The organism is Methanofollis sp. (assembly GCF_028702905.1).
Taxonomy (GTDB): domain Archaea; phylum Halobacteriota; class Methanomicrobia; order Methanomicrobiales; family Methanofollaceae; genus Methanofollis.
This window is the reverse complement of record NZ_JAQVNX010000020.1, coordinates 1-14,615: the sequence shown is the minus strand read 5'-3', so window position 1 is coordinate 14,615 and position 14,615 is coordinate 1. Positions and strand designations below refer to the sequence as shown.

At 64.6% G+C, this 14,615-nt stretch carries 18 protein-coding genes and 1 pseudogene; 6 read left to right on the top strand and 13 right to left on the bottom strand.

Annotated features, from left to right (window positions below):
• Window positions 1–77 precede the first annotated feature (77 nt).
• From PHP59_RS04160 to PHP59_RS04145, 4 genes are all read right to left on the bottom strand, one after another.
• Entirely contained in the window at window positions 78–821 is a 744-nt protein-coding gene (locus PHP59_RS04160) for a hypothetical protein (RefSeq protein ID WP_300164045.1), read from the bottom strand.
• A gap of 98 nt (window positions 822–919) precedes the next feature.
• On the bottom strand, window positions 920–2,164 hold the full coding sequence (locus tag PHP59_RS04155; RefSeq protein WP_300164042.1) for a Glu/Leu/Phe/Val dehydrogenase: 1,245 nt from the start codon (window positions 2,162–2,164) through the stop codon (window positions 920–922).
• Between the two features lie 257 nt (window positions 2,165–2,421).
• Window positions 2,422–2,730: a hypothetical protein gene (locus PHP59_RS04150; RefSeq protein ID WP_300164040.1), complete on the bottom strand. Its 309-nt coding sequence runs from the start codon at window positions 2,728–2,730 to the stop codon at window positions 2,422–2,424.
• The gene (locus PHP59_RS04145; protein WP_300164037.1) at window positions 2,731–3,609 is read right to left on the bottom strand and encodes an Mrp/NBP35 family ATP-binding protein; all 879 of its coding nucleotides are present in this window, start codon (window positions 3,607–3,609) and stop codon (window positions 2,731–2,733) included.
• Window positions 3,610–3,799: 190 nt separating this feature from the next.
• Here PHP59_RS04145 and PHP59_RS04140 point away from each other — a divergent pair, with 190 nt between their 5' ends.
• Entirely contained in the window at window positions 3,800–5,635 is a 1,836-nt protein-coding gene (locus PHP59_RS04140) for an aldehyde ferredoxin oxidoreductase family protein (protein WP_300164034.1), read from the top strand.
• On the opposite strand, the gene PHP59_RS12655 is transcribed toward PHP59_RS04140, so the two are convergent.
• The 6 genes and pseudogenes from PHP59_RS12655 to PHP59_RS04115 form a co-directional block, all read right to left on the bottom strand.
• Window positions 5,571–6,116: an MFS transporter gene (locus tag PHP59_RS12655; RefSeq protein WP_366943719.1), complete on the bottom strand. Its 546-nt coding sequence runs from the start codon at window positions 6,114–6,116 to the stop codon at window positions 5,571–5,573. The two genes, PHP59_RS04140 and PHP59_RS12655, sit on opposite strands and share 65 nt — an antisense overlap.
• Before the next feature lie 48 nt (window positions 6,117–6,164).
• Window positions 6,165–6,683: pseudogene (locus PHP59_RS12650) on the bottom strand (MFS transporter); the annotation flags it as partial.
• 54 nt (window positions 6,684–6,737) lie between these two features.
• Window positions 6,738–7,148, bottom strand: a complete 411-nt coding sequence (gene tsaA / locus PHP59_RS04130; protein WP_300164028.1) for a tRNA (N6-threonylcarbamoyladenosine(37)-N6)-methyltransferase TrmO — start codon at window positions 7,146–7,148, stop codon at window positions 6,738–6,740.
• Window positions 7,148–7,699, bottom strand: coding sequence for a CRISPR-associated protein Cas4 (cas4, locus tag PHP59_RS04125; protein ID WP_300164025.1), 552 nt, complete (start codon window positions 7,697–7,699; stop codon window positions 7,148–7,150). The genes tsaA and cas4 overlap by 1 nt, the downstream gene beginning before the upstream one ends.
• Window positions 7,696–7,932: a hypothetical protein gene (locus PHP59_RS04120; protein ID WP_300164022.1), complete on the bottom strand. Its 237-nt coding sequence runs from the start codon at window positions 7,930–7,932 to the stop codon at window positions 7,696–7,698. Before PHP59_RS04120 ends, cas4 begins: the two co-directional genes overlap by 4 nt.
• Window positions 7,933–7,955: 23 nt before the next feature.
• The gene (locus PHP59_RS04115) at window positions 7,956–8,375 is read right to left on the bottom strand and encodes a ribonuclease HI family protein (RefSeq protein WP_300164019.1); all 420 of its coding nucleotides are present in this window, start codon (window positions 8,373–8,375) and stop codon (window positions 7,956–7,958) included.
• Window positions 8,376–8,480: 105 nt separating this feature from the next.
• On the opposite strand from PHP59_RS04115, the gene PHP59_RS04110 reads away from it, so the two are divergent.
• Complete coding sequence (locus PHP59_RS04110) at window positions 8,481–8,969, top strand: YbhB/YbcL family Raf kinase inhibitor-like protein (RefSeq protein WP_300164016.1); 489 nt, start codon at window positions 8,481–8,483, stop codon at window positions 8,967–8,969.
• Window positions 8,970–8,974: 5 nt separating this feature from the next.
• On the opposite strand, the gene PHP59_RS04105 is transcribed toward PHP59_RS04110, so the two are convergent.
• Window positions 8,975–9,421, bottom strand: a complete 447-nt coding sequence (locus PHP59_RS04105; protein WP_300164014.1) for a DUF2721 domain-containing protein — start codon at window positions 9,419–9,421, stop codon at window positions 8,975–8,977.
• A 477-nt stretch (window positions 9,422–9,898) separates the two neighbouring features.
• Window positions 9,899–10,321, bottom strand: coding sequence for a CBS domain-containing protein (locus PHP59_RS04100; RefSeq protein WP_300164011.1), 423 nt, complete (start codon window positions 10,319–10,321; stop codon window positions 9,899–9,901).
• A 68-nt stretch (window positions 10,322–10,389) separates the two neighbouring features.
• On the opposite strand from PHP59_RS04100, the gene PHP59_RS04095 reads away from it, so the two are divergent.
• The 4 genes from PHP59_RS04095 to PHP59_RS04080 are packed head-to-tail and all read left to right on the top strand — an operon-like array spanning window position 10,390 to window position 13,375.
• Window positions 10,390–11,187 carry a Clp1/GlmU family protein gene (locus PHP59_RS04095; RefSeq protein ID WP_300164008.1) on the top strand — a complete coding sequence of 266 codons (798 nt, stop codon included), beginning with the start codon at window positions 10,390–10,392 and terminating at the stop codon, window positions 11,185–11,187.
• A gap of 19 nt (window positions 11,188–11,206) precedes the next feature.
• Window positions 11,207–12,148 carry an ATP-binding cassette domain-containing protein gene (locus PHP59_RS04090; RefSeq protein WP_300164005.1) on the top strand — a complete coding sequence of 314 codons (942 nt, stop codon included), beginning with the start codon at window positions 11,207–11,209 and terminating at the stop codon, window positions 12,146–12,148.
• Window positions 12,148–12,978 (top strand): ABC transporter permease, encoded by an 831-nt coding sequence (locus PHP59_RS04085; RefSeq protein WP_300164002.1) that lies wholly within the window; start codon window positions 12,148–12,150, stop codon window positions 12,976–12,978. Before PHP59_RS04090 ends, PHP59_RS04085 begins: the two co-directional genes overlap by 1 nt.
• Before the next feature lie 40 nt (window positions 12,979–13,018).
• Window positions 13,019–13,375 (top strand): STAS domain-containing protein, encoded by a 357-nt coding sequence (locus PHP59_RS04080; protein ID WP_300163999.1) that lies wholly within the window; start codon window positions 13,019–13,021, stop codon window positions 13,373–13,375.
• Between the two features lie 817 nt (window positions 13,376–14,192).
• Here the strand turns inward: PHP59_RS04080 and PHP59_RS04075 are convergent.
• Window positions 14,193–14,615 (bottom strand): HAMP domain-containing sensor histidine kinase (locus PHP59_RS04075; RefSeq protein WP_300163996.1); only part of this gene is annotated, 423 nt, incomplete at its 5' end.

Sequence of the window (14,615 nt, the reverse complement as noted above, 5' to 3'; positions counted from 1 at the left end):
CGCGCGAACACTCCGCGAGATCAAGGGGGAGACATCGACCGGAGCATGAGCACCTCTCCACAGCCAAAAAAAGAAAATTATTCCCTGACCACCGGCGACGCCGTCTCGTCGAAGGGGTTGGTCCGCATCGCGAGAGAGAAGAGGTACGGGTAGTTGGCCTTCAGGTACTGCATGTAGTCGAGCCACTGGGCGACGAGGAGGCCGTAGACACGGGTGACGTCGCCGTTGAGGTGCCTCAGGTCGGCCTCGGGCGCGGCGGCAAGGTCATCGCGGCGCTCCAGTTCGTCGGTGAGGTGGAAGACCGCCCTCAGCACCCCGGTGAACTTCTCGTGCTCAAGAAGGACGGGGTTCTCCAGGAGCCTCAGGAGAAAGTTCCTCTTTGCCATCAGAAACGACCGCAGGGCGACGAGCTCGTCCCGGTCGGCCGCGGCCGACCAGGCGTACGTCTCCAGGCGCCCCCGCACCCGGCCGAAGTCCTTATCAGACCAGTCATTCCCGACGATCAGGTCCTGCCGCACCGTGTCCAGGTCGGGGTCGCGGTCCGAGAGCCGGATCAGGAGGGCGGTCCCGACCTCGGAGAAGAAGGTCCCGATGACCATATTCATCTTCTCCAGTTTCTCCCTTTTCGACCTGATCGTGAGGAGCTGGTTCAGGATGAGGGTCACGAGCAGGACATTGAGGGGGAGGAAGCCGAGGGCGTTGAAGACATAATAGTAGGTATTCTCGACATTGCCAAGGATAGAGAACTTCGCCGCATAGACGACGACGCTCACGGCAACCAGAAAGAGGCCGAGTTTTGCCTCCCAGCTCAGGCGTACCATTGCATATTCACCTGTGTACTACAGGCGCACGGGAGCAAAAAAAATCTGCGAAGGCACGCAGGAGAAAAAAGGTGGCGGGCCGGTGCGGAAAAACCGGTTCAGATCCAGCCGCGGAGCTTCATCGCGTCGACGACGCGCTTCATCGCGAGGGTGTATGCGGCCTCGCGGAGAGAGATGGAGTGCTCCTGTGCAATGGCGTAGACCTCGTGGTAGGCCTTCGTCATCTTCCGCTCCAGGCGGGCGCGGACGTCCTCCTCATCCCAGCGGTCGAGAGAGAAGTTCTGGACCATCTCGAAGTACGAGACCGTCACACCGCCGGAGTTGCAGAGGAAGTCGGGGATGACCGGGATCTTCTTCGCAAAGAGGATCGCGTCCGCCTCCGGGGAAACAGGACCGTTCGCGAGTTCGGCGACGATCTTCGCACCGACCTTGTCGGCGTTGGAGGCGTTGATGGCGTTCTCCAGGGCGGCCGGGACGAGGACGTCGACCTTGAGCTCAAGGAGTTCTTCGTTGGTGATGTTCTTCGCACCGGGGAAGTCCTTGACCGCGCCGGTCTTCTGCTTGTAGGCGACGAGGGCCGGGATGTCGAGGCCGTTCTCGTTGTAGACGCCGCCGTGGCTGTCGCTCACCGCGACGATGGTGCAGCCGAAGGAGGCGCCGAGGGTTGCAGCGTGGGAACCGGCGTTGCCGAAGCCCTGGACGGCGATCTTTGCCTTCGCAAGATCGATGTTGTTGTCCTTTGCCGCTTCCCTGATGACGAACCAGCCGCCGCGGGCGGTGGCGTCGCCGCGGCCCTCAGAGCCGCCGAGGACGACCGGCTTGCCGGTGATGACACCGCAGGCATTGTGGCCGACAAGGGTGCAGTACTCGTCCATCATCCAGGCCATGATCTGGGGGGTGGTGTAGACGTCAGGGGCCGGAACGTCGCAGTCGGGACCGATGACCTTGTAGATCGCGCGGATATAGGCGCGGCTGAGCCGTTCGAGTTCGCCGGCAGAGAGTTCCTTCGGGTTGCAGATGACGCCGCCCTTGCCGCCGCCGAGGGGGAGGTCGAGGAGGGAGCACTTCCAGGTCATGAGGGCCGCAAGGGACCGGATCGTGTCGATCGTCTCGCCGGGGTGGAACCTGATGCCGCCCTTCGTTGGGCCGAGGGCGTTGTTGTACTGGACACGGTAGCCCTGGAAAACCTTGAAAGAGCCGTCGTCCATCCTGACCGGGAATGCCACGTGGATCTCCCTCATCGGGGTCTTGAGGTACTCCTCGACGTTCTGGGGGAGGTGCAGGTATTCTGAGCAGGCACTGATCTGCTGCTTCACCATCTCAAACGGGTTGTCATTGGTCATTGCATTCACCAATATTCTAGATAAGATTGCATGCGATCGGTTTTATACATGCCGAATCACAAGAAAAATATTTCTTTGAAAATACAAAAAAATGGACCACAATCCATCCATCTGATGGATATTAACAGGTATCTTCGGGAGGAGATCGAAGGGGGAAGGAAATTTCCTACCTACATATCATCCCGGCCCTGCTACCCCGGTACACCCCGATACCTGACACGGGCAAAGTGAATCCCGAAAAAAGAGAAGTTTACCGACTATTCTCCGGCCGGCGGTTCCCCGCCGAGCATCAGCGAACCGAATATGATCTTCTCAAGGATCTGCGCCACATACTTCATCCGCTGCGTCTGTTCCATGTCCTCGTACCGGTGGACATCGGCATAGACCTGGAGACGGAGGAGGGCAAAGCGGAGGCTGTCGAGCTCGACATCGGAAAAACCGGCGGTCTCGGCATAGATCGGCTCGATGAGGTCGGGAAGAGAATTGATGTCCAGGACCGCCTCGGCGATCCCGGCATAGATGTCGAGGGACTCCCCCGTCCCCCGGAGCACCCGGAGAATATCCATTTACCCCTCGACGACCTTCACCAGGTTCTCCATCACGGCGTCGATCGCCTTCCAGGAGGGGGAATCGGCGTGCCTGTTGATGAAGGGCCTGCCCTCGTCGCCAGCCTTCCGCATCTCGATGTCGATGGGAATGGCGCCGAGGAAGGGGACACCGAGCTCTTCGGCAGCCGTCTTGCCGCCACCCTTGCCGAAGATGTCGATCTCCTTCCCGCAGTCGGGGCAGATGAGCCCGCTCATGTTCTCGATGATGCCGAGGACAGGGAGTTCGAGTTTCTCGACGAACTTTACGGCCTTCTTCGAGTCCATCGTCGAGACCTCCTGCGGGGTGGTGACGATGACGGCGCCGTCGACATTGGGGGCGAGCTGGATGATGGAGAGGGCCTCGTCGCCGGTGCCGGGCGGGAGGTCGACGACCAGGTAGTCGAGGGCGCCCCAGTTCACGTCCTCCAGGAACTGCTGGATCACGGCCATCTTCATGGGCCCGCGCCAGATGACCGGGGTCTCGGCGTCAGGGAGGAGGAACTCCATCGAGACGACAGAGAGGTTGCCGGTGATCTGGACAGGCTCGATCTTGTTGCCCATGACATTCAGGTGCTGACCCTCGGCGCCGACCATCTTCGGGACATTGGGGCCATGGATGTCGAGGTCGAGGAGGCCGACAGTCTTTCCGTGGTTGGCGAGGGCGGAGGCGAGGTTGACGGAGACGGTCGTCTTGCCGACGCCGCCCTTGCCTGAGAGGACCAGGATCACGTGCTTGACGTCGATCTTCGCCTTGGGGGGGAGGCCCTTCTTCGACGAGTCGCACCCTTCCTGTTGGGCGCTCGAGCATGAGGAGCAGTTGCCTGAGCAGCCTTCCTGCTGAACTTCGTTATCTGCCATGATAATTATCTCCCAGATTGGTGTGCTCTTAACACTTCTATAAGTATCTGTGTGCCGGCCCGTTAAAGGCTTTAGATACCGGCAACAGGCAGTCAGGGAGAAACGGAGAAGAAAGGAGATGCCGGCGGCCGGAAAGATCGGCCAGGGTACATTTATCTGATCCCGCTGTCCCCTGAGGGGTGTGGGGACCATGAAAGGATATGCCGACAGACTGCTGGAGGTCGACCTCTCGGCCGGGACGTGTACGCCGGTGCCGTACCCCGACGACCTGAAGAGGGACTATCTCGGGTGCAGGGGCCTCGGGGTCAGGATCCTCTCCGACGGGATCGACGCCTCCACCGACCCGCTGGGCCCGGAGAACATCCTGGTCATCGCCACCGGCCCCCTGACAGGGACGGGCGTCCCCCTGGGGTCGCGCTTCGACGTGGTGACGAGGTCGCCCCTGAACGGGACGCTGACGAGCGCGAACTCGGGCGGGTTCTTCGGGAAGGAACTGAAAAGGGCCGGGTTCGACGCGGTCGTCGTCAGGGGGAAGGCAAAAAAGCCCGTCTATCTCTGGGTCCACGACGGCGAGGCCGAGATCAGGGACGCCTCAGGCCACTGGGGCCTGCGGGTCGGGGAGACGGTCCGTGCGATCGAGGCCGAGACAGACGGCCCGAAGACCGAGGTGCTCTGCATCGGGCCTGCCGGGGAGAAGGTGAGCCTGATCTCCTCGATCATGAACGAGACCTACAGGTCGGCAGGGCGGGGCGGCGTCGGCGCGGTGATGGGGAGCAAGAACCTCAAGGCGGTTGCGGCCCGCGGTGAGGGAAAGATCGAGGTCGCCGACCCGAAGGCCCTCGACGCGGCAAAGGTCGCCGCCCGCAGGAAACTCAGGGAGAACCCGGTGACAGGGAAGGGCCTGCCCACCTACGGCACCGCCATCCTGGTCAACATCATCAACGAGCACCATATCCTGCCGACGAAGAACTTCCAGAGCGGGTACGACGCCGAGGCCTCCGCGGTCTCGGGCGAGGAACTCGCCGACCGGTACCTGAAGACGAAGAAGTGCTGCCACTCCTGCATCGTCTGCTGCGGGCGGCGGACCGAGATCGACGGGGTGGAAGGGGACGGCCCGGAGTACGAGACTGTCTGGGCCTTCGGGCCGGACATCGGCTGCCACGACCTCCCCATGACGATCCGGGCGAACAACCTCTGCAACGACCTCGGCCTCGACACCATCTCTGTCGGCGGCACGATCGCCGCGGCGATGGAGATGACGGAGAAGGGGTACTATGACGCGGGCATCAACTTCGGCGAGTGCGAGAAGGTCGTCCCCCTCATCGAGGCGATGGGATATCGACAGGGGATCGGCGACGACCTCGCCGACGGGAGTTATGCCTTCGCCTCCCGCCACGGCCACCCCGAACTCTCGATGTCGGTCAAGAAGCAGGAACTCCCGGCGTACGACCCGCGGGGCCTCCAGGGCCACGGCCTGGCGTACGCCACCTCTGTCCGCGGCGGCGACCATGTCTATGCCTACCTGATCTCGCCCGAGGTGCTCGGCCTGCCCGTGCCCCTCGACCCCTTCGCGGACGAGGGGAAGGCGGAGTGGACGAAGGCCTTCCAGGACCTCACCGGGGCGATCGACGCCTCGGGGATCTGCCTCTTCTCCTCCTTCGCCCTCGGGGCCGACGACTATGCCGCCCTGGTCCGCGGGGTGACGGGCATGGCCGTGACCGCGGACGACCTGATGCGGATCGGTGAGAGGATCTGGAACCTCCAGCAGGTCTTCAACCTGCAGACCGGGTACACGAAGGCCGACGACACCCTGCCCCCCCGCCTCCTCACCGAACCCCTCAAGGACGGGGCGCCGGCAGGGCGGGTCTGGGAGAGGGAGCCACTCCTCTCGGAGTATTACAGGCTGCGGGGCTGGGACGAGGAAGGTGTCCCGACGCCGGAAAAACTGAAGGACCTCGGGATCAGCGTGTCTCCCCCTCTGTCCAGGAAAAAAGAAAGAACACCGCACTCCCTGCCAGCCCGATGAGGCCGGCCGTCCAGAAGACGCCGACTGTCCCGAAGAGGTCGAGGGCGAGACCGGAGACGAGGGGGCTTGCGATCATGCCGGCGGAGAAGGCGGTGTTGAAGACGCCGAGGGACGCCCCCACGCCCCACTTCTTCCCCTGATCCACGGCCATGACCGCGGCCGCGGGCATGGAGAGGGCGGTGCCGAGGCTTGTCGCCGAGCAGGTGAGGAGGAGGGGGACGAAGGAGTCGGTGAAGGGGACGGCAAGGAGGGCGACAGACGAGACGAGGGAACCGGCAAGGACAAGGGGGGGCCGGGGCACCCGGTCGGCGAGGCGCCCGCTCGGCATCTGGAGAACGGCGATGACCAGGATGTGGACGAAGAGGAGGAGGCCGACCATCTCGGGGCCGATGCCGCGGGCATGGGCGAAGAGGGGGACGAAGGCAAGGATGCTCCCGCGGCCGAGGGCGTGGACCGCTCTGAAGACCAGGATGCCCGCCATCGGCCTGTCCGCGGCGATCGTCAGGAAGGGGTGCGTGAGGCCGGGCGCCGGCGGCCGCGGCCGTCCGGCGGGGAGGGCGATCGCGGCGATGCCGGCGACGGCGGCGAGGGCCGCCATCGTGTAGAAGGCCTCGGGGATGCCGGCGGCCTCGCTGATGACGCCGCCGATGAACGGCCCTGTCGCCATGCCCAGGTAGATGGCGGTGTGGAAGACGCCCATCGCCTCCCCTTCCTTATCGTCGTCGGCAGACTCGGCGATGCTCGCCATGGCGACGGTGATCACCACCGCGGCCGCGGCGCCGTGGAGGAACCTGACGACGAAGAGGGGGACGACCCCCGCGGCGAAGGGGTACAGGGCCGAGACCGCCGCAAAACCGAGGAGGCCCGCGACCACGAACCACCGCCGCCCCTCACGGTCGGAGAGGGCGCCGGCATAGGGGGAGAAGATGCCGCGGGCAAGAGGGAAGGCCGCAAAGAGGAGGCCGAGGACGATGCCCGACGCCCCGAGGGCGCCGGCATAGTAGGGCATCAGGGGCGAGATCACCCCGAGTCCGGCCATCGCCACGAAGACGGCAAGGGAGGAGAGGACGAGGCCCCGAACCCGTCCGGACGGGAACGTGGCTCAGGCCGCCCCCTCTGGGGCGGTGTCGATTGCGGGAGAATAGGGTTTGATGTCCAGGAGGGGACTCCCGTCCAGGGCTTCGAGGCCGCGGACCCTGAGGGTCAGGCCTTCGACAGCAAGGAGGTCGACGAGACAGAGGGCGATGGGGTTCGGCCGGTGCGGCGACCGCGTCGAGAAGACGCCGAGTTCCCGCTCTGTCCCCGGCGGCGTCGCCGTCAGGGCCGACCTGTCGGCGCGGTCGAGCCAGTACAGCACGATCAGGTGACGGTGATTTCCGATATCGGAAAGGGCCGGGGCGTACGCGGGGAAGACCTCGATCTCGCTCACGACGTCGGAGAGACGCCCCTGCCGCGGGGCGTCGCCGGGCACTTTATACGGCGAACGGATCACCCCGATGGGCACGAGGTCCATCACTCCTCCTCCTCAAGCGCGAGGAGGCAGACCTCCCGGTGGCCGCACCCCCGGCACCGCGCCGGGGCATTGTGGTTCCGCCTGACCTGGGCGCCGTCCAGGCACCGGCGCATCTCGGCCACGGTCGAGAGCACCTGTTCTCTCAGGTCGTCGGTGAAATCGATCCGGTGCTGTTTCCCCTCGCCGTAGACCAGGATGCCGTAGGGGACACGCACGCCGTAGTGCTCCTCGACAAGGAGGCAGTACGCGGCGAGTTGAAGAATATGGTTCCAGTATGGCTTTCTCGCCCGCCCGCTCTTCACCTCCACCGGGATATAGGCCCCGGTCATCTCGTCCCGCAGCACGTAGTCGGGCCTCCCCGAGATCCGGTAGGTCTCGGAGAAGAAGGTCCCGGTCTCTTCGTCGAGGTCGGTGTACAGGAGTTCGCCCTCCGGTATCCCGAATTTATCTCTCATTGGCTGAACGGAGTAGTGCCTCCTGATCGCGAAGATGAAAAAAGCAAGCGCACCGAGAAGGAGGAGGATCAAAACCTCGCCCAGATAGATGTTCACTGCAACCACCTGAGGAAGATGATCAGGGCGAGGGCGAGCAGGGCGTACCCGAGGATAGTCAGGAGCCAGAACTCTCGCCTCGCTTTTTCAACGGCAAAGAGTTTTTTTCCGACCTCGGCGTGTTTCTGCATCCCCCGCTCGCTCGATGCGGAGGTGGTGCTCCTGCCGTTCCGGCCGAACTGCCAGGAGAGAGCACAGTACGTGAACTCGGCGATCTCGGCCGCGGAGATCACCTGCGGGGTATCCCTGTCGCCCGTCAGGCACCCCTCCGGTCGAGTTCGTCGTTGCAGAGGCGGTCGGCCTGTGCGATAAAAGGGTTGGTCCGGCGGACGGAGACGAAACGCACCGACCTGAATCTGCCGGCGAGGGCGAGCACGCGGGCCTTCAGGTCCCTGAGGTGCTCCTTGTTCACCCTGTACTCGCCGGTCATCTGCCTGACCACGAGTTCGCTGTCCGAATAGACGGACAGGTCGCCGTCCGTCCTCCCGGCCGCCGCTTCGAGGGCATGGATGATGGCGAGGTACTCGGCGGTGTTGTTCGTCGTGACACCGGCATAGGCCGAGCCCTCGAGGACGACGGCGTCGTCCGCGACGAGGAGGTAGGCATAGGCTGCATGACCGGGGTTGCCCCGCGCCGCCCCGTCCGTATAGATATCAAGCCCACCCTCGTCAGACATGGCTCTCCCAGTAGAATTGGAAGGGACGCTACATATGGCTGATGGTTGCGGACAGGTCCGACCTCACCCCGCGGGATATATAGGAGGCGGGACAGAGGTCGGGCCATGACAGGAGAGCGGAGTCTGCACAGGATCGGCGTCGACCTCGGCTTTGTCGAGTTTCCCGTCAGACACACCTGCGACGGCGCGGGCATCTCGCCGAGGCTCACGATCACCGGATTGTCGGCGCCGTCGGTCGCCCTGATCGTGCACAACCCGTATGAACAGGGGTGTTCCTTCTCCCCCTGGCTCGCATGGAACATCGAGCCCCTGCGCTACTCCGACGGGCGGGCGGTGGTCCCGGAGGGCGTCCCGCCGGAGAAGGTGGTGGAGGCGCCGGTCGGCGTGGTCCAGGGGACAAACAGTTATGGGCGGATCGGCTACCTGGGGCCGTGCCCGCCGCGGGGCGAGGCGCACAGATATTATTTCCGGGTCTACGGCCTGGACACGCACCTCGACCTCGCGCCCGGTTCGGACCAGCACGCCCTCGTCGCCGCCATGCAGGGTCACGCCCTCGAATACGGCGAGACCTTCGCGATGTACAGGCGGCCCTGAGGGGGTTATCCGTCCTTCATGTCGATGCAGATGATCTCGTAGCCCATCAGGGCTTCCTGCGCCGCGAAGAGGACGCCGGCGAGGACGAGCACCATCCCGACGAGGAAGGAGAGGATGGTGAGGAGGGAGAGGGCGGGCAGGCCCTGGACGTCGGAGAGGCCGATCAGGAGGGAGGTGACGACGAAGGCCGCCACCGAAGCCGAGTAGGAGAGGATGGCGTTCCTCTCGCGGCGCGCCCGCACCCCGAGTTCGGCGAGCTGGATGCAGACGCTCTCCCGGTGCCCGGCGGCATCGTCGCCGCACCGGGAGCAGCGCCTCTTCTCCTCGTCGAGGAGGCGGATCCTGTTCAGGACGAGAGAGTACTTGTTGTTCATCCCGAGGAGGAGGAGTCCGCACGCCGAGATCATGAGCCCCGGCGCAAGCATCGTCTGGATGATGTCTGCTGTTGTCATGTGATGCTCCGCACGTTGTGGTGTGGCGTGCGGATCAGGGTTTCTCGTGAGGGGAAAAAAGGGCTCTGGAAGAGGGGGGAAGATAGGGATTTTCACGCTCGGGATAGACGGGGGATGGCAATCTCTTCCTCGGGATCTCTGCTCTGTCATCCCCGGACCAATCGCATGAGAGGGACGAACGATAGCACGTTCAAGAAAATCCTTGATTTTCACTGGAATCCCCTTTGAGCAATGTGCAGGAGGCAGTGGATCGACGTGCTTGAGCCGGGGGGCTGCCGCCCCCCCGTCCCCCGCCATTAGGATAGGCAGGGGATGGCAATCTCCGTCTCGGATCTCTGCTCTGTCTTCCCTGGCCCTATCTTAGATCGGGGGTCTGGGTGCATCAGTCCCCCAGTCCAGAGTGTGGGGAAGGCGGTGGCTCCGCGCTCCCCTTCACAAGATCGTGCAGATACCGCCACCAAAAAAAAAGATCGATCCTCAGATCACCGGCGTCCCCGCACGGATGACGGCGGAGATGCCCTCCATCTCGGCCGCAAGGAGGCGGATGATGTCGTCGACCGTGATGATCCCGGTGAGGGCGCCGTGCTCGTCCACGACAGGGACTCGCCTCACCCCTTTCTTCCGGATCGCTTCGAGCGCCTCGTACAGGCCGGTCGTCCCGGCCAGCACCAGAAGGTCGGCGGTCATCACCGTCCGTGCCGGGACTTTCTTCGGGTCCAGTCCGTGCGCCGTGACCCTCACCGTGATGTCCCGGTCGGTGACGATCCCGACGGGCTTCTTCTTCTCCACCACGACGACGCTCCCCACATTCTGCTCGGCCATGATCGCGGCGACGTCGAAGACCGGCGTCTCCGGCGGGACGCTCACGACCGGCACCTGGCAGCACTCCATCAGTGTCATGTCTCCTCCCCTGTTTCTCCTCCAGAGGATAGAGGTATATTTGAAGATAGCCCATGCGATGGCATCACATGATCGTCCCTGAACCGCGGTGGGATAGAGTCGTACACGACATCGGGGGGACCGTCTTCCTCCTCGGCGCGAGCGACTGCGGCAAGACGACCCTTGCCCGCTGGATTGCCGCACAGACGGGGGGCGTTGCCTATATCGACGGCGATCCGGGGCAGTCTGTCCTCGGCCCGCCCGGCACCCTCGGCCTCTCTCTCCCGGACGGGAGGGTCCGCCTGCGGTTCACCGGGGCGTTCTCCCCCTCGCACGCGCTTCTTGCGACCCTCGCCGGCCTGCGGCGCCTCCTCGACGCCGCCGTTGCCACCGGCCCGGAGGTCGTCCTCGTCGATTCCTGCGGCTACATCTGGGGCGACGGCGGCGTGGAGTTCCAGAGGCGGTCGATCGAGGTTCTCAGACCCGACCACATCGTCGCCATCGGCAGGCAGGCCGAGATCGGCCGCATCCTCGCACCTTTCCCGGCGATACAGGCCCACCGCCTCCCCCCGGCGCCCGCGGTGCGGCGTCGGTCGCAGGGGGAGAGGCGGCAGTACCGTGCCATGAGGTTCGCCCGGCACATGGAGGATGCGGAGGAGATCGTCGTCGGCCCCGAGGTGCACCGCATCGGCCACGCCCCGACCCCAGGCCACTTCGCCGCCCTCCTCGACGCCGACGGGTGGGTCCTCACCGCGGGAACCGTCGCCGCCGCGGGGCCTGAGGGCGTCACCCTCACCGCGCCGCCGCCCGCACCCGGCACCCCCGCCTGTCTGGAGGTCGCGGACTTCAGGCCCGACCTCCCGCCCCGCTACCTTCAAGAGGAATGAGGCAGGGAAAGAGGGAAGGATGGCGGCGGTCATCGAGGTGGAGGGTCTCGAACACTCCTTCGGGACGGTGAAGGCGGTGCAGGGGATCAGCTTCACCGTCGAGGAGGGGGAGATCTTCTCTTTCCTCGGCCCGAACGGCGCCGGAAAGAGCACGGTGATCAACGTGCTCACCACCCTCCTCCCCCTCCAGAGAGGGCGGGCCGTGGTCGCCGGTTTCGACGTGGCGGCCGAGCCCGACCGGGTGCGGGAGGCGATCGGGATCGTCTTCCAGGAGGTCACCCTGGACCGCGACATGACAGTCGGCGAGACCCTGGAGTTCCACGGCCGCCTGTACGGCATGGAGACGGAGGAAAGGAGGAGGAGCATCGACGACCTCCTCGCCCTCGTCGACCTGACCGAGAAGAGGGACGTCCTCACCCGTCACCTCTCCGGCGGGATGAAGAGGCGGCTTGAGATTGCCCGCGGCCTCATGACCCGCCCGAAAGTTCTCTTCCTGGACGAACCGACGATCGGCCTCGACCCGCAGACGCGCCGGCGGATCTGGGACGCGATACGGGAGGTGAACCAGGCCGGGACGACGATCTTCCTGACCACCCACTACATGGACGAGGCCGACCACCTCTCCGACCGGATCAACCTCGTCGACGGCGGGCGGATCGTCCTCCAGGGCCGACCCATCGACCTGAAAAACGCACTCGGCCAGGACCTCATCTACCTGGAGACCGCAGAGAAGGAACGGGCGGCAGCGGTGCTCTCGGCGATGCCCGCCGTGAAGGAGGTGCGGGAGAAGGCGAAAGGCGTCCTCCTCATGACGGCCGCGGACGGCACCCGCCTCCTCCCAGGCGTCATGGCGGCGATGGCCGAGGAGGGGATCAGGGTCACGGCGGTGAACATGAAAAAGCCCTCGATGGACGACGTCTTCGTCCACTTCACCGGGCGGGCGCTCGCGGGGGAGACATAATGGACCTCCGCTTTCTCACCATCACCTGGCGCGACCTCCTCCGCTTCGTCCGCTTCAAATCGGTCCTGGTCGCCTCCCTCGTACAGCCCGCCCTCTGGCTCGCCTTCTTCGGGATCGGGATGGCGAGTTCCTTCGACCGCTTCGCCCCGGCCGCCGCACCCGGCACAACGACAATCGGCTACCTCACCTTCATGTGCGCCGGGGTGATCGCCCTGACCACCCTGTTCACGAGCCTGTACGGCGGGATCATCTTCCTCTTCGACAAAAACTGGGGCCTCCTCCGGGAGATCGTCGCAAGCCCCCTCCCCCGCGGCAGCATCATCGTCGGCATCGCCCTCTCGGGCGTGACCAAGTCGTACCTCCAGGCGATCGTCATCACCGGCTTCGGCCTCATTCTCGGCGTCGAGTTCTTCGCGGGTTTCGGCGCGATGGAGACGGTCGCGGCCGTCGCGGGCATGCTCGCCTTCGTCGGCGTCTTCGCCCTCGGTTTCCTCTTCCTCTCCTCGGCGATCGCCGTCACGATGGAGACGCCCGAAGGGTTGCAGGCCGTGATCACCCTCCTCACCCTCCCGATCTTCTTCGCCTCGAACGCCCTGTACCCGACGGCCACCCTGCCCGACGCCCTCAGGGCCCTCGCGGCGGTGAACCCCCTCACCCACCTCATCGTCGGCATCCGCTACTTCGCCATCGGCCCTGACTTCACCGCCCTCGGCGTCCGCTACGTGACGACGGCCGCGGACGTCGCCTTCTCCTTCTGCGTCCTCCTCGTCTTCGCCGCCCTCACCTATCTCCTCGCACGCTGGCGTTTTGCACGCGTCTCGGTGACCTGAGGAAGAAAATATTTGAGGGGCGAAGGCGACCCTCTCCTCCATGAACACAGAGGAGATAGCGGTCTCCGAGCGGTCGGAAGGGCAGGCGGTCGTCGTCTCCCTGCAGGGGAGGCTCGACGCCGTCTCCTCGTCGGCCGCAGCGGAGGCGCTCGCGGCGGTGACCGGGCGGCACCCCCGTACCGTGGTGCTCGACCTCGGCGGCCTCACCTACACGAGTTCCTCGGGTCTGCGGGTGATGCTGACGGCACTCAAGGAGATGCGGAAGGGCGGCGGCGACCTCTCCATCGCCGGACCGCAGCCGCGGGTGCGGGACGTGCTCGTCACCGCCGGGTTCGACCGGATCATCCCCATCCACCCCGACGTCGCCGCGGCCGTGCAGGCGGCGGAAAAAAGGTAGAGATCAGGAATCTGCAAATTTTTTTCTGGCGTGCCCGTGCCGGGGGACTGCTCGAAGGTCTTCGACCCCTGGCAGAGCGGAGATCTACCGGAACAGGATATCTGCGATATCCTATATTCTAGATCTCATTCCTTTCGGTCCTCGAAGACTTCGTCTTCTCAGACTCTCTTCGGTCGCAGCCGCAGAACCCCCACTCGGGATAGGGGGGGATGGAAGACTCCCAGGTTCAGGATTACCCTTCCCCGGCCCTATCTTAAGATCGGGGGTTCGGGGGCGACGAGCGATAGCGATGAGTCCCCCGGTCTGGATTGAGGGGAAGGCGGTGGAACTATGTCTTCTCTCAGGGAGTTGGGGGACACATCAGCCCTAACACGAGGGTTTACCATGAGCATATCCCAAAACTCTCGTTCATTCCCCCATCTCTGCATGGTGGGGGGCTCGGGAGAAAATTTCATGATCGGGTCGATGTCCCCCCGAATTTCATATGGAGCGGTGCGAAACCACCGCCTTCCCCCAACTCTCTGCCGGGGGACTGACGCCCCCGGCCCCCCGAAACCAGGATAGGATGTGGGAAGGATAAACCTTGCATATCGAAGAAGACTGCCACCCACTCCCTATCGTAATGGTGGGGGGACCGGGGGGTGAAACCCCACGGAATAGACACCAGAACAGGATTTTTCAGAACCAAATACTGATCATTCCGTCGACAGGACAGAGAGTATGATCAGTTTTGGGATGACCTCCATGAAAACCACCGAGGTGGTTTTCAAAGAACCGCCTGAAACTTCGTTTCACGAGCGATTCAACAAAGCTGCTGTCAGCCAGACCTGAGAGTGAAGCAGAACGCGGCGCCCTCTTCGGGCCTCCCCTGCACGCGGTCCTCCACCCTTATCTCGCCGCCGTACCTCTGGACCAGCGTCCCCACGATATAGAGGCCGAGGCCCTGCCCCGGCCGGGAGCGGGTGTACCTGAAGAAACGCTCGAAGACTTTTTTTCTCGCCTCGGGCGGGATGCCGGGGCCGGTGTCGCTGACCCGGACATCGACGCCGCCGTTCTCCGCGGCAACGTCGATCACGATCCCGACGGCCGCGCCCCCGTGTTTCAGGCTGTTGCCGATGAGGTTCTCGAAGATGCGGGGGAGGAGGTCGTCGGCGCGGACGACCGATCCGGTCCCCGCGTACGTGACCAACGCACCGGGGAAACCGTCGATGACCGACCTGATCACCGGGTCGAGGGGCAC

What these genes read in the sequence shown, in the direction of transcription:
- PHP59_RS04085 (WP_300164002.1), top strand. Translation starts at nt 12,148, where the DNA reads ATGGACCTCCGCTTTCTCACCATCACCTGGCGCGACCTCCTCCGCTTC.
- tsaA (WP_300164028.1), bottom strand. Translation starts at nt 7,148, where the DNA reads ATGGACCTCGTGCCCATCGGGGTGATCCGTTCGCCGTATAAAGTGCCC.
- PHP59_RS04115 (WP_300164019.1), bottom strand. Translation starts at nt 8,375, where the DNA reads ATGTCTGACGAGGGTGGGCTTGATATCTATACGGACGGGGCGGCGCGG.
- PHP59_RS04095 (WP_300164008.1), top strand. Translation starts at nt 10,390, where the DNA reads ATGATCGTCCCTGAACCGCGGTGGGATAGAGTCGTACACGACATCGGG.
- PHP59_RS04155 (WP_300164042.1), bottom strand. Translation starts at nt 2,164, where the DNA reads ATGACCAATGACAACCCGTTTGAGATGGTGAAGCAGCAGATCAGTGCC.
- PHP59_RS04090 (WP_300164005.1), top strand. Translation starts at nt 11,207, where the DNA reads ATGGCGGCGGTCATCGAGGTGGAGGGTCTCGAACACTCCTTCGGGACG.
- PHP59_RS04145 (WP_300164037.1), bottom strand. Translation starts at nt 3,609, where the DNA reads ATGGCAGATAACGAAGTTCAGCAGGAAGGCTGCTCAGGCAACTGCTCC.
- PHP59_RS04150 (WP_300164040.1), bottom strand. Translation starts at nt 2,730, where the DNA reads ATGGATATTCTCCGGGTGCTCCGGGGGACGGGGGAGTCCCTCGACATC.
- PHP59_RS04100 (WP_300164011.1), bottom strand. Translation starts at nt 10,321, where the DNA reads ATGACACTGATGGAGTGCTGCCAGGTGCCGGTCGTGAGCGTCCCGCCG.
- PHP59_RS04160 (WP_300164045.1), bottom strand. Translation starts at nt 821, where the DNA reads ATGGTACGCCTGAGCTGGGAGGCAAAACTCGGCCTCTTTCTGGTTGCC.
- PHP59_RS04140 (WP_300164034.1), top strand. Translation starts at nt 3,800, where the DNA reads ATGAAAGGATATGCCGACAGACTGCTGGAGGTCGACCTCTCGGCCGGG.
- PHP59_RS04105 (WP_300164014.1), bottom strand. Translation starts at nt 9,421, where the DNA reads ATGACAACAGCAGACATCATCCAGACGATGCTTGCGCCGGGGCTCATG.
- PHP59_RS04110 (WP_300164016.1), top strand. Translation starts at nt 8,481, where the DNA reads ATGACAGGAGAGCGGAGTCTGCACAGGATCGGCGTCGACCTCGGCTTT.
- PHP59_RS04080 (WP_300163999.1), top strand. Translation starts at nt 13,019, where the DNA reads ATGAACACAGAGGAGATAGCGGTCTCCGAGCGGTCGGAAGGGCAGGCG.
- PHP59_RS12655 (WP_366943719.1), bottom strand. Translation starts at nt 6,116, where the DNA reads ATGGCGGGCATCCTGGTCTTCAGAGCGGTCCACGCCCTCGGCCGCGGG.